Source organism: Imperialibacter sp. (assembly GCF_040222815.1).
In the GTDB taxonomy this organism is placed as follows: Bacteria; Bacteroidota; Bacteroidia; order Cytophagales; family Cyclobacteriaceae; genus Imperialibacter.
This window is the reverse complement of sequence record NZ_JAVKCH010000026.1, coordinates 365,380-388,322: the sequence shown is the minus strand read 5'-3', so window position 1 is coordinate 388,322 and position 22,943 is coordinate 365,380. Positions and strand designations below refer to the sequence as shown.

Annotated in this window: 19 protein-coding genes; 11 read left to right on the top strand and 8 right to left on the bottom strand. The window is 47.4% G+C overall.

What is annotated here, in order from left to right; genetic code table 11:
* Window positions 1-188: 188 nt before the first annotated feature.
* On the top strand, window positions 189-1,391 hold the full coding sequence (locus RIF36_RS15365; RefSeq protein ID WP_350127129.1) for a DUF5675 family protein: 1,203 nt from the start codon (window positions 189-191) through the stop codon (window positions 1,389-1,391).
* Between the two features lies 1 nt (window position 1,392).
* On the opposite strand, the gene RIF36_RS15360 is transcribed toward RIF36_RS15365, so the two are convergent.
* A complete protein-coding gene (locus tag RIF36_RS15360) occupies window positions 1,393-2,238 on the bottom strand; it encodes a hypothetical protein (RefSeq protein WP_350127132.1) in 846 nt (281 codons plus the stop codon).
* Window positions 2,239-3,046: 808 nt separating this feature from the next.
* On the opposite strand from RIF36_RS15360, the gene RIF36_RS15355 reads away from it, so the two are divergent.
* The gene (locus tag RIF36_RS15355; protein ID WP_350127135.1) at window positions 3,047-6,274 is read left to right on the top strand and encodes a caspase family protein; all 3,228 of its coding nucleotides are present in this window, start codon (window positions 3,047-3,049) and stop codon (window positions 6,272-6,274) included.
* Between the two features lie 245 nt (window positions 6,275-6,519).
* On the opposite strand, the gene RIF36_RS15350 is transcribed toward RIF36_RS15355, so the two are convergent.
* The 7 genes from RIF36_RS15350 to RIF36_RS15320 all read right to left on the bottom strand — a co-directional run bounded on the left by RIF36_RS15350 (window position 6,520) and on the right by RIF36_RS15320 (window position 14,027).
* Entirely contained in the window at window positions 6,520-7,875 is a 1,356-nt protein-coding gene (locus RIF36_RS15350) for an enolase C-terminal domain-like protein (protein WP_350127138.1), read from the bottom strand.
* A gap of 365 nt (window positions 7,876-8,240) precedes the next feature.
* Window positions 8,241-9,059, bottom strand: coding sequence for a ParA family protein (locus RIF36_RS15345; protein ID WP_350127141.1), 819 nt, complete (start codon window positions 9,057-9,059; stop codon window positions 8,241-8,243).
* A 234-nt stretch (window positions 9,060-9,293) separates the two neighbouring features.
* A complete protein-coding gene (locus tag RIF36_RS15340) occupies window positions 9,294-11,054 on the bottom strand; it encodes an ATP-binding protein (protein WP_350127144.1) in 1,761 nt (586 codons plus the stop codon).
* A gap of 112 nt (window positions 11,055-11,166) precedes the next feature.
* A complete protein-coding gene (locus tag RIF36_RS15335; protein WP_350127147.1) occupies window positions 11,167-12,030 on the bottom strand; it encodes a ChaN family lipoprotein in 864 nt (287 codons plus the stop codon).
* 81 nt (window positions 12,031-12,111) lie between these two features.
* Entirely contained in the window at window positions 12,112-12,429 is a 318-nt protein-coding gene (locus RIF36_RS15330) for a DUF3817 domain-containing protein (RefSeq protein WP_350127150.1), read from the bottom strand.
* Window positions 12,430-12,536: 107 nt separating this feature from the next.
* Entirely contained in the window at window positions 12,537-13,292 is a 756-nt protein-coding gene (locus tag RIF36_RS15325) for an ABC transporter ATP-binding protein (protein WP_350127153.1), read from the bottom strand.
* Between the two features lie 6 nt (window positions 13,293-13,298).
* A complete protein-coding gene (locus RIF36_RS15320) occupies window positions 13,299-14,027 on the bottom strand; it encodes an MlaE family ABC transporter permease (RefSeq protein ID WP_350069244.1) in 729 nt (242 codons plus the stop codon).
* A 177-nt stretch (window positions 14,028-14,204) separates the two neighbouring features.
* On the opposite strand from RIF36_RS15320, the gene RIF36_RS15315 reads away from it, so the two are divergent.
* From RIF36_RS15315 to RIF36_RS15275, 9 genes are all read left to right on the top strand, one after another.
* A complete protein-coding gene (locus RIF36_RS15315; RefSeq protein ID WP_350127156.1) occupies window positions 14,205-14,912 on the top strand; it encodes an SDR family oxidoreductase in 708 nt (235 codons plus the stop codon).
* 375 nt (window positions 14,913-15,287) lie between these two features.
* The gene (ispG, locus tag RIF36_RS15310; RefSeq protein ID WP_350127159.1) at window positions 15,288-17,282 is read left to right on the top strand and encodes a (E)-4-hydroxy-3-methylbut-2-enyl-diphosphate synthase; all 1,995 of its coding nucleotides are present in this window, start codon (window positions 15,288-15,290) and stop codon (window positions 17,280-17,282) included.
* A gap of 5 nt (window positions 17,283-17,287) precedes the next feature.
* Window positions 17,288-17,488 carry a DUF6728 family protein gene (locus tag RIF36_RS15305; RefSeq protein WP_350087702.1) on the top strand — a complete coding sequence of 67 codons (201 nt, stop codon included), beginning with the start codon at window positions 17,288-17,290 and terminating at the stop codon, window positions 17,486-17,488.
* Window positions 17,488-17,844: an MmcQ/YjbR family DNA-binding protein gene (locus RIF36_RS15300; protein WP_350127162.1), complete on the top strand. Its 357-nt coding sequence runs from the start codon at window positions 17,488-17,490 to the stop codon at window positions 17,842-17,844. The genes RIF36_RS15305 and RIF36_RS15300 overlap by 1 nt, the downstream gene beginning before the upstream one ends.
* On the top strand, window positions 17,837-18,547 hold the full coding sequence (locus RIF36_RS15295; RefSeq protein ID WP_350149367.1) for an SGNH/GDSL hydrolase family protein: 711 nt from the start codon (window positions 17,837-17,839) through the stop codon (window positions 18,545-18,547). The genes RIF36_RS15300 and RIF36_RS15295 overlap by 8 nt, the downstream gene beginning before the upstream one ends.
* Window positions 18,548-18,672: 125 nt before the next feature.
* Window positions 18,673-19,371, top strand: a complete 699-nt coding sequence (locus RIF36_RS15290; protein WP_350127168.1) for a hypothetical protein — start codon at window positions 18,673-18,675, stop codon at window positions 19,369-19,371.
* 96 nt (window positions 19,372-19,467) lie between these two features.
* Window positions 19,468-20,106: a peroxiredoxin gene (locus tag RIF36_RS15285; protein WP_152000119.1), complete on the top strand. Its 639-nt coding sequence runs from the start codon at window positions 19,468-19,470 to the stop codon at window positions 20,104-20,106.
* Window positions 20,107-20,279: 173 nt separating this feature from the next.
* The gene (locus RIF36_RS15280) at window positions 20,280-22,778 is read left to right on the top strand and encodes a PIG-L family deacetylase (RefSeq protein WP_350127171.1); all 2,499 of its coding nucleotides are present in this window, start codon (window positions 20,280-20,282) and stop codon (window positions 22,776-22,778) included.
* 12 nt (window positions 22,779-22,790) lie between these two features.
* Window positions 22,791-22,937, top strand: a complete 147-nt coding sequence (locus RIF36_RS15275; protein WP_350127174.1) for a hypothetical protein — start codon at window positions 22,791-22,793, stop codon at window positions 22,935-22,937.
* Window positions 22,938-22,943: the final 6 nt, after the last annotated feature.

The following is a 22,943-nucleotide window of genomic DNA, read 5'->3' as shown; positions in this document are numbered from 1 at the left end:
AACTCTTCTCACAGGATAAACCTCTCTGGAGAATCATTAAGAAAAGGAATGCTGAAGTAATATTTTTTACCCAAATTACAGCGCTCTCAAAGTGGCATAGATAAACCGAAATGGGTGGCATGGTCTGACCGAAATAGCCAAAGGGTAGGAACCCTGGGGAATCTGACGAGTTAAGCAATAGAAAGGCATTGTCTTTCACAGTATCGAGATATGAAGAGGACAAATTCGAAAGGTACCTTAATCTCAAAGGCTTAATAGAATTTAAGCCAACTGAGGAGGATGCTCACAAAGAAGAAATTAGAATTTTGATCACTAGAGAAAAAAGTAATGAATACATAACTATTGGCTCAGTGCGAATAGAAGGCACGAATATCCAAGGGGTAACTCTTGAGCTTGGAAGAGGGACTGACATTGAATCGAATTCTCCCTGTGAACCTGACAATAGAATGAGGTATGAGTGCAAGAGGATTCCTTCAGGGGAGTATGAGTTTGAATTGAACACAAGTCTAGAAAGCGATCAGGGGCAGCATGTCTTTCGTTCTATCCGGTTGAAAGCCAAGGAAGGTGTAAATCGGGATGGCATTCTAATCCATAGAGGAAATTCTTACACATTCAGTTGGGGTTGTATTTTAAGTATGTATAGTTCTCAACTCACAGAGATTCTTGCAAGACCTTCTGAATTTTTAAACCAGACCAGAATGGGTTATAACTCAAAAGCTGGAAATGTAGCTGCTAGCGAAGTATTTGTCATGGCTTTATACGAATATATTAAAGAACAAGATCCTGATGGAGATTTGACTAAAGTCGTTGTCATCCAGGATAATGAAGAAGAGACAGACCTGTTACTCCCTACGGCAGATTTTGACTTAAGAAAAAAGGCTGCTAATTACTACTACGACCTAAATGTTTCAAATGAAGCGGATAATTTGGTGGCGAACACTCCTTATAAGCTTATTAAAGGTGTTCTTAACTCAAATGGGGTGCTTTCCTCCATCGTAGCGAAGCGAGAAGAATTTCGAAGAAGGATATCTTTGGGGGAAAATATGAATGAACAACAAATTAGAGCTGAGCTTAGGGCGCTATGGGATCAACAGATAGCTCAAATATCTGATCAACTGACTACTGAAAACCTTGCAGAAACTTATGATGAGGAAACTCATTTTATATCTCCGTTAAGTGCTTGGATAAGAACGCAAATACCTACCGAACCTCAGTTGAATCTTGTTATCCCTACAATGTTCGAAAAGAGATCCGACCCCAACACCCCAATTCAATACTATTATTTAAAGGAAGTTAATAAAGAGAGTATTGCATTGTCAGGAGTTAAGCTTTTGCTTAACAGCAGTCTCACTGACACTATTGCCCAAATTATGGAAGAAACAATTCAATAAATTATTCTATTAGTCGATGGAACTTAAAAAATTTATATAAGTATTGGGTCGCCTTAATAATGTGCCCAGTTGATTCGTCGCTTGCATCAACTTCTTGAGACATAAATTTATCCATTACTGAATTCTTACCATCTCTACAGGAATGCAGAAATGCGTTTTCAAAAAGCACTTTCTTCTCTATTTCATAAAGAGGTCTTTGATTTATTGTTGAAATCAAGCTAAAGACACTATCTACCTCAACATATGGGTCTTTTAACGTAACAAAAAAATGACTCTTCTGGTTAGATGGTGGCAGGGGTGCAGTCGCAATCTTCAAAAGCCCGTCTTCCATGTCGTAGCTTTTAAAAAGAGACTTTCTAAAAACATCGTCCAAATTCACCTGCGTGTTGTATCCTGCGGCCCCGTTACTATTGAATAAATATATTTCCAGCCCATTTTCTGTAATTGAATAGGAAGGGATCAAAATTAGATCGAAGTCACCCTCGACCACCTCTCCATAGAATCGAAAACTGCTATTAAATGATCTTAATACGATCGAGTCTCTCTTATCGAGAGTCACAAATTTTCTAATCATCGTTCCAGGAATGGAATCCAAATACTCGTAGATGTACGTAGTAAGTTTCGAGCCCCCTCCTGAGTTCAATACCAGAGTGTCTTTTGCAGGCCCTAACCTTCGTATCTTCTGTTCATCTTTGTCAAGATCCACCTCATCTTCACTTGAATAACCGATAGTTTCTCTGGCGCTTTCTTCAGTATTGTCAGGATTTTTTTGTGAGCATCGGGCGAAAATGATTAAAAAAAGTACCGAAAAGAGAATCATTCCGTTGCATTTATTTTTAGTACGCATTAGAGGCTGATTTTGCTATTGTGTTAAATAGACCTGATACGATAGGAAAGATAAAATATCTTCAGCTAAAACTAACTTAGTTGTCTTCAAATTTTCCCGATGGGTAGTTAGTTCTCTTTTCCGCAAGTCTAACGATAGTGTATCCCAGGCTGGCTGGTGGATTCCTTTCTTCAAGCTTGTGGGCTTCTTGGAAATTTGACTCCACGTAACTTCGCCCAAAGCGGCGATACAATCGCCGTCTCAAACGCCCCCCGTTTCCGCTATCGCTCAATCGAGAGCGATCCTTTGATCCGCTACTCGAATTTAACACTTGCCATTATTCTGTATGCCGTACCTACAGCATTCGTTCTAATTTACTCGTCTTTTTTGGTATTACAGCCATATCGTCCCTAACTGGACTACTGATGCACCAACGCTTGGCAACTTTTAAGCCCTGAAGGGGTGTCATATCCATGCGACGGGTGACAGCCCCTCGCACCAAAGCAGCGAGTGTCATCGCAATCCTCCCCAAGCCGTCCTTCATATCCAGCCACGCTCCGGCGTGGTTTCTTATATACCGTACCTACGGCACTTGCTCTACTTTGCTCCTCGTTTTTGGCGTTACCGCCATATCGTCCCTAGCGGGACTTGTGGTGCTGAAGCGGCGGATCAGTATTGGGCCGTGAAAGAGACACTAGATGGTAAATAGCGGATTGAAGATGCTTTATAACAGAAGCATAGCAGCCGAAGCCATAACTTCCAGTCATTCGTTGCCAATCCAACTCCCCAACTTTACTAACTTGCCACATCTAATTGACCACCCGAACTCATGAAGCACTTTTTCGCCTCTTTGTCCTTGTTTTTACTCTCTTTCGCTTTGGCTGCCCAAACGCTGGAGACGGTTATTCAACAGGGGCATGAGCTGGCAGTGCTGAGCGTGGCGCAAAGCCCCGACAGCAGCCTGGTGGCTACGGGCAGCCGTGACAAAACCGCCAAGCTCTGGGAGGTATCCACTGGCAGGGAAGTGCGCAGCTTTCTGGGGCATACGGGCAGTGTCAATTGCATCGATTTTTCTGCTGACGGCAAGTACATGATCACCAGCAGCGGCGACAAAACAGCCCGCATTTGGGAGGTGGCTACAGGCAAAACTATTTTCACCACGCCGGTGGCAACGAAGTTCCTCACGGCGGTCGCCTTTAGTGCTGATGCCAAGTTTTTCTTCACAGGGGGCTATCCCAACGAAGCACACCTGTGGGATTTTGAGACGAAAAAGATAATCCAGTCCTTCAAAGTCAATGCCGACCAGGGCCTCGGCTATGGCATCAATGCAGCTTTTTCAAAAGACGGCAAGTGGCTGGCGATAGGAGAGGATAACCGAACGGCCAATGTTTACAGCACGGCTACCTGGGAGAAGGTATATACGTTCGACCAGGCAGAGGGCTGGTGTGGTGGCTGCGCTACCTGGGTAACTTTTAGTGCCGATAGCAAAACCCTGCTGGTAGCCTCCAACAAGACGGCCGTAAGAAAATACAAGCTTTCTAACGGTGACCTGCTTCAAACCTATAGTGAGGAGGTGGAAGAGCTCTCCGGCGTTGGTTTCAGCAAAAATGGCGACGAGGTGTGGGTGGTGACCAAAGCAAAGACCATCATTTGGGAGAATCAGTCAGGCAAGCTCGTGAAGGAAATAACGCCGGAAACAGAGACGGAAATCAATGAAGCCACACTGGCAGCTAATGGCAGTCTGCTTTTGGCGTGCGATAACAACACAGCCTATCAACTGAATACTGCCACCGAGCAAGTCGAAACTACCCTCACGGGGTTACTCAACGAGCGAGACAAAGGGGGCATCAACTACGACCCCAACTCTTACTGGGACTCTTACATTGCCAAATACATCAGGTTCAAAAATGAGCTGATGCTTTCGAAAGACGGCAAGGAGCTGATCAAAGGCAAGTTTGGCACCAAGGTGAAAAGGTGGAACATCGCCTCAGGCAAAACGGTGATGGAATACAAAGGCCATGAGAAGGCAGCCCTCTGCTACGACCTGACGGACGACGGCCAAACCATGGCTACCGGTGGGGGCGACGGCCGAATCATCCTTTGGAACGTGGCCTCCGGAGATACCCTCCGCAGCATCAAAGCCCACAGGGAGCCCATCTTCGATGTGAAATTCAGCAACGACGAAAAGCACCTCATCTCCGCCAGCTGGGACGCCACCATCAAAATATACGATGTGGCCACTGGCGAGCGGGTGAACTACTACGACTTCCAGTCCCAGTCAGTCTACAACCTGCTGTTTCATCCCACCGACTTGTATGTGTTTGTGGCCAGGCTCGACAATTCGCTGACAATGATTGAACTCGACACGCACCTGCCTGTCCGAACGTTCGTTGGACACACAGACATTGTTTCCTCGCTGACGCTGAGCCCCAACCAGAAAGAGGTGCTTACCACCAGTTGGGATGGCTCCGTCCGCATTTGGGACATTGCCACCGGCCTGATGACGAAGAAGCTGATGGGCCATGTGGGCCCGGTGCACAAAGCCATATTTAGCCCTGACGGAAACCAAATTTACACGGCTGGTGCCGACAGAATCATCAGGGTGTGGGATTACAACACCGCTGCGCAGGTCAAGACTTTTGAAGGCCACACGGCGGAAGTCACTTCGCTGCTGCTGGGACAGAACAACAAAATGCTGATCAGCCATGCCCTGGACGGCACTACTAAATTTTGGGATTTGGCTACCGGTAAAGAGTTTTTCGAGCACATCCATTTTGGCAAAGACGAGTGGATGGTGAAAAACCCCGAAGGCTATTTCAACGGCACCGATGAGGCCAGGAAGTATATCCACTTTGTTGAGAAAACCACCACTTATTCAGTCGATCAATTCTTCGACGAATTCTACCGGCCTGATCTGCTACCGCAAATATTTTCGAACAGGGGAGGGTCGGCCAACTTAAAGGACATCCAGACGAAGCTGCTGAAATCCCCGCCTCCGACGGTGAAGATTGCTACGCTGCCAGCAGACGACGCCACCAAGGCCGAAGTGTACGTCAAAATGATTGACAATGGCGGTGGAGTAAGCGAGCTTAGCCTCTTTCACAATGGCAAACGCATGTCGTTGAACACGCAGGGCCTTAGCTACCCTTCCGGCAAAGGCAAGACCACCACCTACCACCACACGGTAGACCTGATAGGGGGTGCCAACGCATTCGAAGCCAGGGCGATAAATAATGATAATATTGAATCGGCGGTCAGCAACGTGGAGGTAGTGGCGGATCATTCTTCCAAAAGCGCTACCTGCCATATCCTGGCTGTAGGCATCAATAAGTACCAAAACCCCAAGATGACACTGAATTATGCCCGACCCGACGCTGAGTCCTTCAGTAGTATGATTGACGAAAACGGCACATCACTTTTCAAGGAAATTAAGCTGCACACCTTGTACGATGACCAGGCATCAAAGGAGAATATCATCAAAAAGCTGGATGAGCTCAGCGCCGAAGTACACCCCGAGGACGTGTTCATTTTCTATTATGCCGGCCACGGCAGCATGGTCGACAATAGCTTTTACTTTATCCCCACAGAAAGTTTGCGGCTCTACGATGCAGCTGCCTTGAAAAAGAATGCCATCGAGGCCAGTGAGTTGCAGGAACACCTGAAAAGCATTCATGCTCTGAAGCAGCTCATTGTGATGGATGCCTGCCAGTCCGGTGCGTCTATAGAGCTGCTGGCCGCTCGTGGGGCAGCAGAAGAAAAAGCCATTGCGCAGCTTTCCCGCAGTGCGGGTATTCATGTGATGGCATCGGCTGGCAGTGAACAGTTTGCTACGGAGTTTGCCGAGCTGGGGCATGGACTGTTTACCTACCTGCTAATCACCGGCTTGCAGGGAGCAGCCGACGGCGCACCCAAAGATGGCAAAGTGACCATTTATGAATTGAAATCGTTTCTCGACGACCAGGTGCCCGAGCTCACCCAGAAGCTAAAGGGGACACCGCAGTATCCCTATACCTTTTCCCGAGGACAGGATTTTCCGCTGGTGATTCGGAAGGAGTAGATGGTCTTTTGATGCTTAATCACGACCTGAGCCGTCAACTCAAAGCCGAGCCGACGCCGGAACCCGATGCCGGAACCCAACACTGGAACGAAGCCTCCCGATTCCGCAGTGTGGTGCCTTCTAGCTGCTGATTCAGGTGATGAGACCTCTCAGTCGTCCCTCCTTCGAGGTGACGAATTTAAAGTAGGATGGTAGTCAAACCCTCCAGGGGTTTAAAGCCCCTCGGAGAGTTGATAAACCAGTTGCTAAGGCCGCACTGGCGTTCCGTCATGCATCCGAAGCTGTGTCCAGCCGTTGAGCTGTTTCTCAGGAATCGGGTACTTGGCAGCCAGCTTTTCGTTGATGTCCACACCCAAACCCGGTGCTTCGTTCACGTACATATAACCGTCTTTCATGAAGGGGCTACCTGGGAAGATTTCTCGCAGTGTATCGGAGAAGTTGACGCTTTCCTGGATGCCGAAGTTCCATACCGCAAAGTCGATGTGGGCGTTGGCAGCATGGCCTACCGGCGACACATCTCCAGGCCCATGCCAGGCAGTTTTCACATTGAAGGCTTCGCCCAGCCTGGCTACTTTCATGGCTGGAGTGATTCCGCCTATTTGTGAGATGTGTATCCTTATAAAGTCAAACAGCCTTTCGCTCATGGGGCCCACCCATTCGTGAGGATTGTTGTAGAGTTCGCCCATGGCCAGCGGCACGCTGCTTTGCTGCCGAAGCTGCCTGAAATAGCCAATATTCTCAGGAGAGAAGGGGTCTTCGATAAAGAAAGGCCTGAACTCTTCCAGCTTGCGGATCATATTGATGGCGTCGTTGGGTTGCAGACGCTCGTGGATATCGTGCAGCAGCTCCACTCTTTCACCGCACACCTCCCGGGTTTTGGCGAAAATCTCCGGCACGCTTTTCATGTAGAAATAGGGATCCATGTAGTTGTCGTCGGGCATGCCAAAGCCTTTGGCTTTGAAATCGGGCACAGCAGCTACGCCAGCGGCGCCATAGCCTCCCATTTGAATGCGGACGTACTTATAGCCTTCGTCCATGATGCGTTTGGCATCGTCGGCCACGGCTTCCGGTGAGTTGCCCGACGCATGAGAGTAGCAGGGGATGGCAAAGCGACACTTGCCACCCAGCAGCTGGTAAACTGGCATATTGGCCCGCTTGCCTTTGATGTCCCACAGGGCCTGGTCGAGGCCGCTAAGTGCATTGTTGAGCACGGGGCCGTTGCGCCAGTAGGAGCTCACGTAGGCGGTCTGCCACATGTCTTCTATGTTGTCGACGCTTTTGCCTTTGCAGAAGTCGTTGAGGTAGTCGTTGATGGCAGAGATAACAGGCCGGGCCCGCTGGCGGAAGGTGGCACAGCCGAGCCCGTAAAGTCCCGGCTCGCTGGTTTCCACTTTCACAACAATCAGCTCTATGCCGTGCGGGCAGGTGGGAATAGCTTTGACATTGGTGATGGTAAGAGGAGGGAGGGCTTTTGTGGCAGCTTCGTATACGCCAGCCACGGCTGGATTGGCGGCTCCCAGAAAGGTGCCAGTGGCTCCAAGGCCGAGCCCTTTAATGACTTCCCGCCGCCCAATATTGGTTTTATTGTTCTCGTTTTCCATGGTACTTATTGTAGTTAAGGTATGTTTTGAATGAATATAGGAATTTGATGAGAACGATGCTTAGGCTTTTTGATGAGGAGCGATGAGGCTATTGAAGCGGTTTCAACCTTTGAAGGGGAAGAAAGGTGGGGAGTGGTTTGTATTAGCCCAGGTTGTTGTAGGAAGCTTTTTTGGTTGGCACGTGGGTGCGCCATGTGCCGTACCTGACGGCACTGGAAGTACTTGTTTTACGTGTTGATGGAGTTTACCTATGTGTCGTCCCTACGGGACTACTGTGAGGAGTTTGCGTTTACCGAAAGCCGGGCGGTATTTCACCCTGGCGCTGTGTTCCCTGTTTTCTCAGCGGTTGAATCTTTTTCAGAGGCTTACCTCGTCTTGATATTCTCCAAGAACTCCTCTGAGATGAATTTCGAAGACAAAAAAGTGTTGTTGAACTTGGCCATCAGCTCATCGCTGAGCTTGAGGAAGTCGATGGCCGACTTGTTTTCAGGGTTGACCCTGTTCATGGATTTGCCAATATCTATGGCCTCGCTTACCTTGATGGAGTTTGAAACAGTGCTCTCCAGCATCAAGTCTTCAAATTCCGTCATTGCCTCAGCATACTTTTCCCGGTGGTGGATAAGCGACTGCTTGTACATGTTGAAATAGATGCCCAATATGTTCAGCGGCCTTTTTCTTTCAACGGTGTAAAGAAAAGTCAGTAACTTCTTAATGCCATCGATGGAGAACGAATCAGCAAGGGCCGGAATCAGGATACTGTCGACATCGGTAAGCATCGACTTTACAAGTCCGCCAAAGTGGGTAGGCATGTCCATGATCACGATGTCGTAGTCCTTACGCAGCACGTAGCCTAACTTCTGCACGATATTGGGGCCAAACGAAATAAACCTGCTGTTGGATTCCATTTCGGTCATCAGGTAGTCGCCTGGCAGCAGGTGCATATATGGCGTCACTTCTTGCGCTTCAATGTTCTCAGGGAGGTTGTCGTGCAGCAGGTCTTTGATATATCGGTAAATGGACTTGGTAGTATTGTCGGCACCCAGGGAGTTGCTCAGGTTGCACTGGGGGTCGCAATCGATCAAAAGCACTTTAAACTGTCGGGACCAGGCGTAGCCAAGATTGAGGGCGGTTGTGGTTTTACCCACCCCTCCTTTAAAATTGTAAATGGCAACGGTATTTCCCATAGCTAGGCTGATCACTTAAATATATACAAAAAAGCACGGCTCTGGAAATAATTTAATTATTTCAAGAAAAAATTATATAAAAGACGGTGAGTTTTTTATAAGGTCGGCAAAGTCAAAGGTCGACTGCTATAGCTTGGTAGAAAGTTAAACATTTTTTGCAAAGCAAGCCAAGCTGATGTGTCGAGTGGCTATGGACAATAATTTGTGCATACATGATGATGCTAGTGACGACAACTAGACTGAAGCCCAAAGGCGGGTGAAAACCGCCCTGAGGATGTCGGTAGTAAATGGTTTGGTGATAAAATCAACCATTCCGGCCTCTCGGCACTTGCTCTCATCTTCTGTAGTGGCATTGGCCGTAACGGCAACGATGAAAGGAGGGCTTTGCTTTCTCTCCAGAAAAACCCTGCGAATTTCCATCGTTGCTTCAATGCCGTCCATTTTGGGCATTAAAACATCCATCAATATAAAGTCGAAGGCCTGAGAAGAAGCAATGGCTACAGCCTGTTCTCCATCTTCAGCCACTTCTATTTTAGTAATGCCAATGTTCTTTAGTATTTTAAGCATCACAAGCCTGTTGATATGTACGTCCTCAGCAACAAGAACGGATAGTTCGCTGAAATTTATTGGTTGGATGTCTTTCTCAGCCAGCGCATGCTCGCTCCGGGTAGCGAGCGGTAGTGGCAGTTCCACATAAAACGAGCTGCCTTTGCCCTCGGTAGAATAAAACCAAATCTTCCCGTGCATCAAGTCGGTAAGGCTTTTGGCAATGGAAAGCCCTAATCCGGTGCCTGCCACCGCCAAATCAGTTTCGTGCTTAAAGAACCTGGAAAACACTTTTGGATGCTGACTCTTGGGAATGCCGATGCCGGTGTCGTCAACTTTGAAAAGCACTGTGGCAATCTTATCTTCTTTTCTCACAACGGTCGTAGATATGGTCACTTTTCCTGCCGGTGTGAATTTGACCGCATTCGTTGTCAGGTTAATAAGGATTTGCCTGATCCTTTTAAGATCGCCCATCAAGTGAATGTCGGATTTGCTGGCGTGTACCAATTCAATGGAAACCTTACCGGTTTTCAACGACTCAAATCCATGAAATAGCTGGCTGATATCCTTCGTTACATCCTTCAGTTCAAAAACATCTTCTTGTAAAGTCACCCGGTTGTTTTCGATCATGGTGATGTCAAGCACGTCAGTAATCAAGCCTGAAAGTATGTGGCTGCTGGTTGCCAGGTTTTTTACAAGCTCGCTCTGTTCTTTGTCAAGATTGGTTTTCTCGATTAGTTCCGCAAGTCCCACGATGCCATTTAATGGCGTCCGCATTTCGTGACTGATAGTAGCCAGAAACTGACTCTTTGCCTTATCGGCCGATTCGGCCCTTTCTTTGGCAGTACCCAACTCGAGGTTCATTCGTTGCAGATGCTCTCTGTCTTGCAAGTACTCTTTTTTGAAAATATAGAAAGCAAAGCCCATCACCACCAGCATGACCACTCCCGCTATCGAAAGATCTCTCCATTCGCTCACATAATCAGTGTAGGGCACTGCCAGGTCTCTGTGGTAGTACTCAATGGTGACGAAAATGATCACCACGCAAATCGTGGATATGATAAAAATGATATAGCGGCGTATAGGTAAAACCAAAAGCCCTGAGATGTAGATGAGCACACACATGTGCATCACAGCGCCACGGATGCCGCCGGAGGGGAGCCAGCCAAAAGAGATGATAAGCAACGCAGAGATGTAATAAACAGAAGTAGTGAGGCGAAAGGATATGCCCCTTTTAACGGCAAAATAGATCGCTGAATAAAAACATAGCGCAAACAGATAAATTCTAAGGACAACTGGGTTGAACTGCGAGAACATACCGACCAGCGACCACAAGAGTAGCGTGAGAATAGTCAGGCAGAGTGTGATCTCAAAAAGCCTTTCTTCTATAGGCGTGGAGGCATCTCTGGCAGGCAGCAGCTTCCGGAGTGCTTTCGTAAGTAAATTCATTATGCTGGTCGAAAAAATGGAAGCCTGTTGGAGCTTAAAATTGTATGAAAGTAAAAAAATAATCTGGAATCTGCTTATCCAAATGCCACCTGATCGATTGTAACGGTTGCTTTTAGTATGTTTTTGTCATATCAGAGGGGATCACGATGATAAAATCCGCAGCGCCAACATTTCCCGCTGCCAGTTCCCCAATGTTTTCCTGCTCCACACAGTGTATAGTGGCTACACTTGCCTTCCTATTGTATTTGCTGAGGTACCAAATGATGCCCTCACCATTTTTGGAATGGTAGGAGCCATTGAAATGAATGACCTTGCTCTTGCTTTCCTTGCTGATGAACCAGCCCATTGTTGCATCTTTGCTCGCTTGAGAGCTGGCCAGGTTTTCGGCACTTCCCGGTGCTCCGTGGCCACCCATCGACTCTATCATTTCCTGATAGCCGGGCAGGTTCAGGTCAATTTCCAGGGGAAGAGGGGCCATGTACTTTTTCGCTTCGTCGGGCAGGTTGTTAAGCGCATCGGGCCCATTTCGGTATACAAGGTTGGCATATCTTCGGGGGATGTTTGATGCCACCACCTTCAGTTGGTGCTCTTTGGCAAATTCCACGATGGGCTTGTAGTCTGTTTTATAGTTGTCCCACATTTTAGCCTCCTTGATGAAATGCCTCTCTTCAATCAGGCCGCTCATGAATTCGTCCAGCACCAGCTGATCGTCAGCCTCGAACATCTCCATGGCGACTACCAGGTCTTTGCCATGTTCAGCGTATAAGCCTTTAGTTACCTGCAGCTCGAGCCAGTGGTTGATGGAATTGTCGTGCAGCTCGCCGAAGAAGACTACATCAGCCCGGGATACGTCCTTTAGCATTTTCTCGTAAGCAACCTGCTTGCCCTTTGAATTGTAGATTTCAAACGCCTGCGGTGATTGGGCGAAGAGACAGTGGGTGACTATAAACAGCGAGGAAAAGAGAAGGGTTTTCATAGGTTAAATGATCCGGTAATGGCATTAAAGAAAGCCAATTTTCTACCAAGGTACTACTTCAGGGCTCTTAAATGCGGATAGTTAGCTGTTGTTTGCTGAAGAATTGATCTCCTTCCAGTCTTTTACAATTTGCCTGTCGAGCAAAAAAGTGCCACCTGGCAGAAGAGAGGCCAGAAACGCTCTGAACGTCATCAAAACGCCCCATTTTAACACTGGAGCGACTAACAATAGAGCTGGGATATAAAGCAGGAAGAGGACACCGTGAACCATACCAACATACCTCACTGCCAGGGGCTGATCCATCCCGTACTTCAATGGCATGGCGATCAATAACAATATGAGGAATGAAATGCCTTCAACAGTGGCAACAAACCGAAAAAAGGAAACTTTACTGTGCATTGTGGGGAAAGCGGTTGTTCGGATATGTTTCGTCGACCAACTCTGGTTAATAATTCAAATCTATTTTTATTTCTCGCTTAAAGCAAAATGAGTCGAAGGCCATCGGCCTACTTCACTTCTTTTATCATTGTCCTCATTAGCTTATTGGCAAAAATGAAATCTTTGAGCTCAGGCACATCGGCCTGCGCAATGGTATCAGTGCTGCCTTCCCATTTTTTTTGGCCCTGATGCATGAACAGGATATAGTCGCCAATCTCCATTACTGAGTTCATATCGTGGGTAACAACTACCGTGGTAATATCGAATTCATAGGTGATCTCCTGAATCAGGTTGTCTATTGTGATCGACGTTTGTGGATCCAGCCCGGAATTGGGCTCGTCACAAAACAGGTATTTGGAGTTGTTGACAATGGCCCTGGCAATACCCACCCGCTTTTTCATTCCTCCGCTGACTTCCGATGGCATCTTTTTGTTTACACCGGCCAGCCCCACTCTTTCCAGGCAAAAGTTGACCCTATCAAGCTTTTCGGCCTGAGGCATCTTTGTAAGCACATTGAGCGGAAACATAACATTGGCCTCCACATTCATGGAATCGAACAGCGCTCCGCCCTGAAACAACATGCCTATTTCACGCCTGATGTCCGTTCTAAGGCTCTTGTCGCCGTGTGTGAAATCCCGCCCGTCGTAGGTCACCGTTCCCTCATCGGGTTTTACCAGGCCCACAATGCACTTGAGGAGCACACTTTTTCCTGTGCCACTGGCACCAATGATCAGGTTGGTTTTGCCCTTTTCGAATCTGCCGGAAATGCCATGCAACACGGCCTTTCCGTCAAACGATTTCTTGATGTTTTCTATCTCAATCATATAAAATCAGATAAGAAGTTGAGCAAGTACATAGTCGGCGACCAGAATGGCAATACAGCTATTGTTCACTGCGCTTGTACTCGATTTGCCAACTTCCAGTGCTCCACCCACTGTGTAATAGCCTTTGTAAGCAGAGATGGCAGCTACTAAAAAACCGAAGGCTACCGCCTTGATCAGCGCAAAAGAGACATTGAACTGGACAAATTCGTAACGAATACCGTAAATGTATTCTGTGCCGGTAAGTACTCCGGTAGCGATTGAAATCAGGTAGCCACCCAGTATAGTCAGAAAGCCTGAAAAAACCACAAGCATGGGGTAGGTGAGGATAGACGCAATGATTTTGGGCAACACCAGGTAGGAGGTGGCGTTAATCCCCATCACCTCAAGGGCGTCAATTTGTTCCGTGATCCTCATGGTGCCTAGTTCGCCGGCGATATTGGAGCCAACCTTACCCGCAAACACTATGGCCATGATGGTAGGCGCAAGTTCGAGCAGGGTCATGTCACGAACTACCATCGATACAATATAAAGAGGAACCAGCGGACTCACCAGGTTGTAGGCGGTTTGCAGCGTGGTAACGGCGCCCATGAACGTGGCAATGATAGCAAAAAGAGGAAGAGAGTTGTAACCAATCAGAATGGCCTCATCCACAACTCTCGTGGCGTAAGTCTTAAACGACTCCATGCGGGTAAACTGCTGCCCGAAAAAGATCATGAACTTGCCTATGCTTTCCATTTGCTCAAATTTGTTCCAAGAAAAAACATCCCCACCGTTAAAGAAAGTTTCGGACAGGAAAAAAGAAGATTAAACTAACTTTCGGGGATATTGGTTACCCCTGGGGTAGCGCAATTCCACAATTTTAAACAGATTCTGGCACTTAGCTGGTTGAAGATCAGATTAAACGATAGTAAAATGAATAAATTAATTGTTGTCACCGGGGGCACGAAAGGCATAGGCAGGGGTATTGTTGAAGCATTTGTTCAGCATGGGTTTGATGTAGTCACCTGTGCAAGGACAGAAGACCAGCTTGCGTCGTTGAAAACGGCGGTAGGCGAGATGGCGCCCAACGCCAAAGTGCACACCTTTAAAGCTGATCTAAGCAAAAGAGCTGATGTTGATGCTTTTCTGAAGTTTGTTAAAAAAACAGGTAGGCCAGTAGACGTGCTCGTCAACAACACGGGTGTATTTATCCCCGGGCAGGTGCATACTGAAGAGGAGGGCGCATTGGAAACAATGATTGACACCAACCTTTACAGTGCTTATCATCTTTCGAGGGGGGTTATTCCTGGGATGAAGGAGGTCGGCAAAGGCCACATCTTCAATATTTGTTCCATTGCCAGCATTGTTGCCTATGCCAATGGAGGCAGCTATGCCATCAGCAAGTTTGCCATGTACGGCATGAGCAAAGTGCTGAGAGAGGAAATGAAGCCATTTGGTATCAGGGTGAGTTCGGTGCTGCCTGGAGCGACTTTCACGGCTAGCTGGGAGAAGGCCGACATACCCGAAGAGCGTTTTATTCCGCTAGAAGATGTAGCCACTATGGTGTGGGCAGCATATAGTTTGTCACCCAGGTCTGTGGTTGAAGATATTGTGATCCGGCCTCAGCTGGGAGATATTTGATGGTTTTTAAGGATGGTGCTTGTAGGTGTCGGCACGCCAACTAGCCACCAGGAAAGAGCCGTCAGACACCGGTTGTTTTTCGGCGCACCTTTTCCTAATCTCCACACGCACACAGGGCGTCTGACGGCTCCACCGCCCAGGCCTGCTTGCCGTACCGACGCCAGCTTTCGTCTCCCATCTTCGGTCTTCCTGCTCTCCTTCAAGCACTCCCCGGCGTCTGACAGCCCCGACGCTACTGGCCGCTAGCTGTACCGACGCCTCTCCCGACTCCGGTCTTCCGTCTTCAAACCTACCGGGCCACTCTTTCCTCCTCCACTTCCAAACACTTAAACACTTTATTAGTTAACTTTGCGGAATCTATTATACCATTAGTTTATGCACACTGCGGACGCAGCCCTTCTGTCAAAAATCAACTTCTGCAACAGTCTCACCTCTTATTCGAGACGAAAAACCATTGAGGTAACCATTGGAGATACTCCTATGGGCGCTCATCACCCGATCAGGGTGCAGTCAATGACTACTATCGATACCATGGACACGATGGGGTCGGTTGAGCAGTCTATCAAAATGATCGAAGCCGGGTGTGAGTATGTGCGCATCACGGCTCCCAGCGTGAAGGAGGCACAGAACCTGGAGGTCATCAAAAAAGAACTGGTCAAAAGAGGGTATAATACGCCTTTGGTAGCAGATATTCATTTTACTCCCAACGCTGCTGAGCTTGCTGCCAGAATTGTGGAAAAGGTGAGGGTGAATCCAGGCAACTACGCCGACAAAAAGAAATTTGAAGTCATCGACTACACTGACGATGCCTATCAACAAGAGTTGGAACGCATCAGGGAGAAGTTTATTCCGCTGGTAAAGATCTGCAAGGAGTACGGCACGGCCATGCGCATTGGTACTAACCACGGGTCGCTTTCCGACAGGATCATGAGCCGCTATGGCGACACACCACTCGGTATGGTGGAGTCGGCCCTGGAGTTTCTGCGGATTGCTGAAGAGCTGAACTACTACAACATTGTGCTGTCCATGAAGTCGAGCAATACCCAGGTGATGGTGCAGGCCTACCGCCTTTTGGTGAAAATGCTGGACGACGAAGGCTTCAAACCCTACCCGCTGCATTTGGGAGTGACCGAAGCGGGCGAGGCCGAGGACGGCAGAATCAAATCGGCTGTAGGCATAGGCACATTGCTGGAGGACGGTTTGGGAGATACAGTCAGGGTTTCTTTAACCGAAGAGCCTGAGCTGGAGCTGCCAGTAGCGAGCGCATTAGTCGAAAGATACAATAACCGGGCCGGGCATAAGACCATTGTTCCGGTTGACAACCCGCCTTACAGTCCTTTTGAATACACAAAACGCCATTCCCTGGAAGTCTCCAATATCGGCGGCACCAATGTGCCAAGGGTAATTACGGACATCAGCAGGCTACAAAATCCAGAGTATCCTGATTTGAAGGTAACGGGTCATTTTTATCTGCCGGAGCCCGACAAATGGAGAATGAATGACTACGGCACTGATTACGTCTATTCGGGAAGCACCCCTGTGCCCTTTATGCTGCCCAATGGCCTGAGGGAGATCATGGACTACGGAGTTTGGGTTAATCATGCTGATCAGAAAAACACTTATCCGCTGATTGATATCAGCGATTTAAGCATTGCCAAATTGCACCCGGAGCTCAATTTTGTTCAACTCTCTGATGAGGATGCTTTTGAGGCCGACTGGAAAACGCTAGCCAAAAGAAAGAACCTTGTGCTTATTATAAAAACAGACAACGCACATGCCTACCCGGCGCTTCGTCGGACGTTCTTTGTGCTGGAAGACGCCGGAGTGAAACTGCCAGTTGTCATCAGGAGAGATTTTGAGCCGATTTCTGACGATAAGCTGATGTTGTTTGCCTCCACTGATGTGGGGGGATTGCTTATCGATGGCTACGGCGACGGCATTATGTTGGGTTGGTCTAATCAAACGTTGGCCGGGAACGACGCTGTCAAGCCGCAGATCAAGCTTTATAATGACACCTCGTTTGGTATTTTGCAGGCGGCCCGCACCAGAATGTCGAAGACTGAATACATTTCATGCCCTTCTTGTGGCAGAACGCTGTTTGACCTGCAGGAAACCACCGCCATGATTCGCAAGCGCACCGATCACCTGAAAGGGGTGAAGATTGGCATCATGGGTTGCATTGTCAACGGCCCGGGCGAAATGGCCGATGCCGACTATGGCTATGTGGGCTCAGGCAAAGGTAAAATCACCTTGTACAAAGGTAAGGAAGTAGTGAAAAGGTCAGTCGCCTCAGCAAAGGCAGTAGACGAATTAATAGAAATCATCAGAGAGGACGGCAGATGGACGGATCCCGAAAAAGTGGAGGCATAACCAGTATGGCAAATTCAGAGAATCAGGAGAAGAAAGAAAATACCAATTACTTCGACTTTAGCGAAGTGTTGAAATACTACTTCCGTAAAAAGGATCCCAATAACAAGCCCAATTTGAACCTTCGAATGATGCATGGGATCAACAAGATTTCTATCCTTTTGTTTTTAATGGCACTTATTGTCTGGATCGTTCGCCGCTTGATGTAATGAACATAGAAGAATACAGAGACTATTGCGTTCGAAAGCCAGGCGTTACCGAAGGGTTTCCTTTTGATAGTAATACACTGGTGTTTAAAGTGATGGGGAAAATGTTTGCTTTAGCCGATGTAGACCTTTTTCGCAGCATCAACCTCAAATGCGATCCAGACAGGGCCATTCAGCTAAGGGAAAAATACGAAGGGGTGAAGCCTGGCTATCACATGAACAAGCAACACTGGAACACTATCGACACAGATGGATCGGTGGGTGACAAGCTTTTGTATGAATTGATCGATCACTCCTATGGGTTGATTGTAGATAGCTTGCCAAAGAAATTGAAGGAGGAGCTTGCCAACTATGAGTAAAGCGAAATACACTTTTCTAACCATTTTCCTACTTTCGTATATGGCACTTTTGGGGTGCAACGATGGAAATAAACAAAATACAGAAAGTATGGATCAGGCGGGCAGTTTGAAGTTTTTGGCGCTTGGTGATTCCTACACCATAGGTGAAAGCGTTGCTGAGAGCGAGAGGTGGCCTGTTCAGCTAGTAACCGCACTTAAAAAAGGTGGGTTCTCCATTGCTGCACCAGAAATTATCGCCACTACAGGCTGGACTACCGATGAGCTGCAAAAAGGTATTGAAAAGGCCTCCCCGAAGCCACCTTATGATCTTGTGTCGCTGCTGATTGGAGTGAATAACCAATACAGAGGTCGCTCGCTCGAAGAATATAAGAAGCAATTTGAAGCGCTTTTGGTACAAGGCATCCTCTTCGCAGGTGGGAAAGCCGAAAAAGTTTTTGTTGTTAGTATTCCTGATTATGGTGTCACTCCTTTTGCTGCTGACCGAAACCCGGAAAAGATAGGGAAGGAGATAGATGCCTTTAACAGCGCAGCTGAGGCTATTTCCAAAAAACTTGGCGTGGCATTTGTGAACATCACTCCGGGGTCGAAAGAAGCAGCCAACGACCCTGAATTGGTGGCGAACGATGGTTTGCATCCTTCTGGAAAGATGTATACTCAGTGGGTATCCAAAATCCTCCCTGTGGTTGAATCAATGATCAAATAGAAAGAACCTTTTTTCGCCTCCAATAATATTTTTATATTTGACGTTTATTGGTAAACTAAACAAAGCCGGCTAGCTTTTTATAATACAATTTTCTGTCTGACAGATAATCAACCCATCGGCATTTAATGAGATATCGCTCTGGCCTGTATTTTTTAATTGTAGTTATAACAATTGCCGGACTGATCTCCTGTAAAAGCAATCAAATTTGCCCTGCTTTTCAAAGCACCTTTATCCTTGACGACTCACTACGGATGTTGGCTTTCTCTCCATTCGGTCCTGATTCTATGCCTAAATATGGGCCGTGGGTGAAGAAGAACAAGAATGGCATTATCACCCGTGATCCCTATCTCGTTAAGAATTATAACCTGAAGACAGTGAAAATGGAGAACCAGTTCGTTCCTATTTCTGCTGATTCGGTTACGTTTGATGAAGATTTGTACCAGGATGAAATGGCGGCCACAGATTCACTGGCACCTGTGTCAACCGACTCTTCTGGCGTAGACAAGCCTGCTACAGCGCCTCCGACAAAACCCGCACCCAAGAAATACATAAGAAACTACGACCCTAAGGATCAGTTTAACGAAGAGCAGATATTCTATAACAAACTGTTTGGCGAGGTATTCGTAGCACCCAAAGAGGTGCCAGCTGCGGAAGACTCTCTTCAGATTGATGGTGCCGCTACGCCTCAATTGGATTCCCTGGGCAATGAATCTCCGGTAGAAAAGAAGGGCCTTTTCCGCAAAAGGAACAAAAAGCCAAAGGACGAGGCATTGGAGCCTGAGCTTCCGCTCGATGTAGCCGACACTACCGGTACAGGATTTTAATTTTCCCAAACTCTTTTTCATTGCCCCGTGTTGTAAAGTTCTGGTGAAGTACTTTACCTTTATTCTATCAATTAAGTAGATTAATAAACATCAATTATGGCAACACTAAGACTTGGCGACATAGCGCCGGATTTCAAAGCAGAAACGACAGAAGGGCCTATCAGCTTTCACGAATGGCTGGGCAACGGCTGGGGCATATTGTTCTCCCACCCCGCAGATTTTACACCAGTGTGTACTACCGAACTGGGAACAACAGCCAAGCTCAAAGGCGAATTTGAAAAGCGGAATGTGAAAGTGGTGGCGCTCAGCGTTGACCCACTGGATAGCCACAATAGCTGGATCAAGGATATCAACGAGACTCAAAATACGAATGTGAACTTTCCCATTATCGCTGACGGCGACAGGAAAGTGGCTGAGTTGTACGACATGATTCACCCCAATGCGAACGAGAAGCTTACAGTAAGGTCTGTGTTTATTATTGGCCCCGATAAGAAGGTGAAGCTGATGATTACTTATCCGGCCTCTACCGGCAGAAACTTCAACGAGCTATTGAGAGTGATCGACAGCCTGCAGTTAACAGCTAACTATTCGGTAGCCACTCCGGCTAACTGGGAAAATGGCCAGGAAGTGGTGATCGCACCGGCTATCAGCGATGAAGATGCAGACAAGAAGTTCCCCAAAGGATACAAGAAGGTAAAGCCGTACCTGAGGCTTACTCCCCAGCCTAATTTGTAGTTAGAGAGGATATTTCACTTCATTAAAAAGACCACGGCGGTATTCACGCTGTGGTCTTTTTTTTATAACCGACCTGAAAGTTCTGCCACTACTCCGGCTATTTCACCACCCGATTAATTTTCCAAACCTTCCTACCTTTGAGGCGTTTAAGTTGCAAGTTAAACCACCTGTCTATGCGTTTGAAAAAGAGGTTCTTTACCCAACCTATTGTTTTATTCTTTGTTGCCACATTACTCTCCGTTTCTTTACAAGCACAAAAACCAGCACGATACAATGGCGCTGAGCTAAAGCAAATGCTTAAGAAGCTCAATGTGCTTGGGTCAGTGATGTATATCGCAGCACATCCTGATGACGAGAATACGCAGATGATCGCCTATATGGCCAATGAGAGGTTGTATCAAACTGCTTACATGGCTTGCACCCGAGGCGATGGAGGACAGAATCTAATAGGTCCTGAGATCAGGGAGTTGCTTGGGTTGATAAGAACTCAGGAGCTGCTTGCGGCGAGAAGGACAGATGGTGGCCAGCAGTTTTTTTCACGAGCCAATGATTTTGGGTACTCAAAAAACCCGGAGGAGACATTTCAAATTTGGGACAGGGAGAAAGTGCTTTCAGACATGATCTGGAACATCAGGAAATTTCGCCCCGACGTTTTGATCACGAGATTTCCACCCGATGGACAGAGCCATGGCCATCATACTGCGTCAGCTATTCTGGCAGTCGAGGCTTTTAAAGCCGCCGCTGACCCAAAGCGATTTCCTGAACAACTAAAATACGTAACTACCTGGCAGCCAAAACGCATCCTATGGAACACTTCCCGATGGTTTTATACCAATCCCGGAGACTACGATTCGAAGGATTGGATTGGGGTGGATGTTGGGGCCTACAGCACCTTGCTGGGGAAGTCGTACACAGAACTATCTGCTGAAAGCAGGAGCATGCACAAGAGCCAGGGATTTGGTGCCACAGGTTCGAGAGGAACAAACGTTGAATACCTTCAGCACCTTGGAGGAGAAGCTGCCAAAGAGGATGTGATGGAGGGTGTGGAAACCACGTGGAGGCGGGTAAAAGGCGGCGATAAAGTGGCGTTCCATACCGAAAATGCATTTATCAACTTTGACCCTGAAAATCCCACACTTATTCTTCCTGACTTGATGCAGGCTTATCAGGCATTGAATAGCATAAGTGATGTGTATTGGAGAGAGGTGAAGCAGGAAGAAATAAAAACGCTAATCAAAGGCATTACAGGGCTTTTCCTGGAGGCAAAAGCAAACGAATACGCAGTTACTCCAGGCGACTCTGTAAAAGTGAATTTTGAGGTAATCAATCGGTCTCCTGCCACGCTCGTGCTCAGGGCGCTTGTTGTCAATGCCTTGAATGACCGTATATCGCTGGATCAGAAATTGGAAAACAACCAGGGGTTTCAACTTGAGAAGAGCTTCGTTATTCCTGCTGGGACGGCCTATTCGCAGCCTTATTGGTTGCAAAAAGAAGGTACTATAGGAATGTATGCTGTGGATGACCAACTATTGAGAGGACTTCCGGAAAACCCGCCTGCTGTAATGGTCAACTATGTGGTGGCTGTTGACGGGCTGGAGCTGGACCTGGAAATGCCTTTGATCTTTAAAAGAAACGATAGAGTTGATGGGGAGGTTTACAGGCCTTTTGTGGTGACACCCCCTGTATTTGCCGACATCAATGAAAAGGTTTATGTGTTTGCCGACAGTGAGCCAAGAACAGTACAAGTCACCGTGAAGTCTGGTAAGGCAAATGTAGATGGGGCTGTGGCCCTAAGTTTACCAAAAGGATGGGAATCAAAACCAGCCAGCCAGCCATTTAGCCTGGCAGTGAAAGGGGCAAGTCAGGTGTTTGAGTTTTCGGTAACACCCCCGAAAAAGCAGGGAAGCGGCACAGTGACGGCTGTTGCCACAGTTGGAGGTAAAACTTACAGCAAGGGCCTGATTGAAATTAACTATGCACATATACCTGTGCAAACGCTCTTCCCCGAATCATCGGCGCAGGTGGTTAGAATTGACCTTGAAAAGAAGGGCCAGCTTGTAGGCTATTTGATGGGCCCCGGCGATGAGATTCCGGCAAGCTTGAGGCAGATAGGGTACACTGTTGATGAGCTTACGGTAGAAGATGTAGCATCAAAGGATTTGCAAAAGTATGACGCCATCATTTTGGGGGTAAGGGCCTTTAACACAATGGATCAGCTCAAGTATGAAAATGAGAAGCTATTCAAATACACAGAGAATGGTGGAACAGTGATAGTCCAATACCTGACTTCCGGTGGAATGGTGACTGATAAAATTGCCCCCTATCCAATCAAGATTGGCCGGGACAGGGTGACGGTGGAGGAAGCCCCGGTTAGATTTTTGGATGAAAAAAGTGAGGTGCTCAGCTACCCCAACAAGATCACAGAAAAAGACTTTGAGGGCTGGGTGCAGGAACGTGGTCTCTACTTCGCGTCGGAGTGGGACGATCATTTCAAGCCAGTTTTGAGCAGCAACGACCCCGGAGAAGACCCCCTTTCCGGTGGGCTGCTTGTGGCACAATATGGCAAAGGCTACTACGTATACACAGGCTATTCATGGTTTAGGGAGCTCCCGGCAGGAGTTCCGGGTGCCTATCGCCTCTTTACCAACTTGATTTCATTAGGAAAAAAATAATCTACAACTACCGTGACTGAAAAAAGAGAACTTCGGGAGGATGAAATGGATGACGCACCCTTTTTGGGCTCATGGAAAGCTATTTACCTTTTTGTAATGGCATTTTTTGTGGTACTGATAGGGCTGTTTTACTGGTTCACTGTTAGCTATCAATCCTGACCCTAA

Bases quoted from the DNA above. Each gene is read 5' to 3' on its own strand.
- RIF36_RS15360 (WP_350127132.1), bottom strand. From the start codon at position 2,238: ATGCGTACTAAAAATAAATGCAACGGAATGATTCTCTTTTCGGTACTT.
- RIF36_RS15355 (WP_350127135.1), top strand. From the start codon at position 3,047: ATGAAGCACTTTTTCGCCTCTTTGTCCTTGTTTTTACTCTCTTTCGCT.
- RIF36_RS15350 (WP_350127138.1), bottom strand. From the start codon at position 7,875: ATGGAAAACGAGAACAATAAAACCAATATTGGGCGGCGGGAAGTCATT.
- RIF36_RS15345 (WP_350127141.1), bottom strand. From the start codon at position 9,059: ATGGGAAATACCGTTGCCATTTACAATTTTAAAGGAGGGGTGGGTAAA.
- RIF36_RS15340 (WP_350127144.1), bottom strand. From the start codon at position 11,054: ATGAATTTACTTACGAAAGCACTCCGGAAGCTGCTGCCTGCCAGAGAT.
- RIF36_RS15335 (WP_350127147.1), bottom strand. From the start codon at position 12,030: ATGAAAACCCTTCTCTTTTCCTCGCTGTTTATAGTCACCCACTGTCTC.
- RIF36_RS15330 (WP_350127150.1), bottom strand. From the start codon at position 12,429: ATGCACAGTAAAGTTTCCTTTTTTCGGTTTGTTGCCACTGTTGAAGGC.
- RIF36_RS15325 (WP_350127153.1), bottom strand. From the start codon at position 13,292: ATGATTGAGATAGAAAACATCAAGAAATCGTTTGACGGAAAGGCCGTG.
- RIF36_RS15320 (WP_350069244.1), bottom strand. From the start codon at position 14,027: ATGGAAAGCATAGGCAAGTTCATGATCTTTTTCGGGCAGCAGTTTACC.
- RIF36_RS15315 (WP_350127156.1), top strand. From the start codon at position 14,205: ATGAATAAATTAATTGTTGTCACCGGGGGCACGAAAGGCATAGGCAGG.
- ispG (WP_350127159.1), top strand. From the start codon at position 15,288: ATGCACACTGCGGACGCAGCCCTTCTGTCAAAAATCAACTTCTGCAAC.
- RIF36_RS15305 (WP_350087702.1), top strand. From the start codon at position 17,288: ATGGCAAATTCAGAGAATCAGGAGAAGAAAGAAAATACCAATTACTTC.
- RIF36_RS15300 (WP_350127162.1), top strand. From the start codon at position 17,488: ATGAACATAGAAGAATACAGAGACTATTGCGTTCGAAAGCCAGGCGTT.
- RIF36_RS15295 (WP_350149367.1), top strand. From the start codon at position 17,837: ATGAGTAAAGCGAAATACACTTTTCTAACCATTTTCCTACTTTCGTAT.
- RIF36_RS15290 (WP_350127168.1), top strand. From the start codon at position 18,673: ATGAGATATCGCTCTGGCCTGTATTTTTTAATTGTAGTTATAACAATT.
- RIF36_RS15285 (WP_152000119.1), top strand. From the start codon at position 19,468: ATGGCAACACTAAGACTTGGCGACATAGCGCCGGATTTCAAAGCAGAA.
- RIF36_RS15280 (WP_350127171.1), top strand. From the start codon at position 20,280: ATGCGTTTGAAAAAGAGGTTCTTTACCCAACCTATTGTTTTATTCTTT.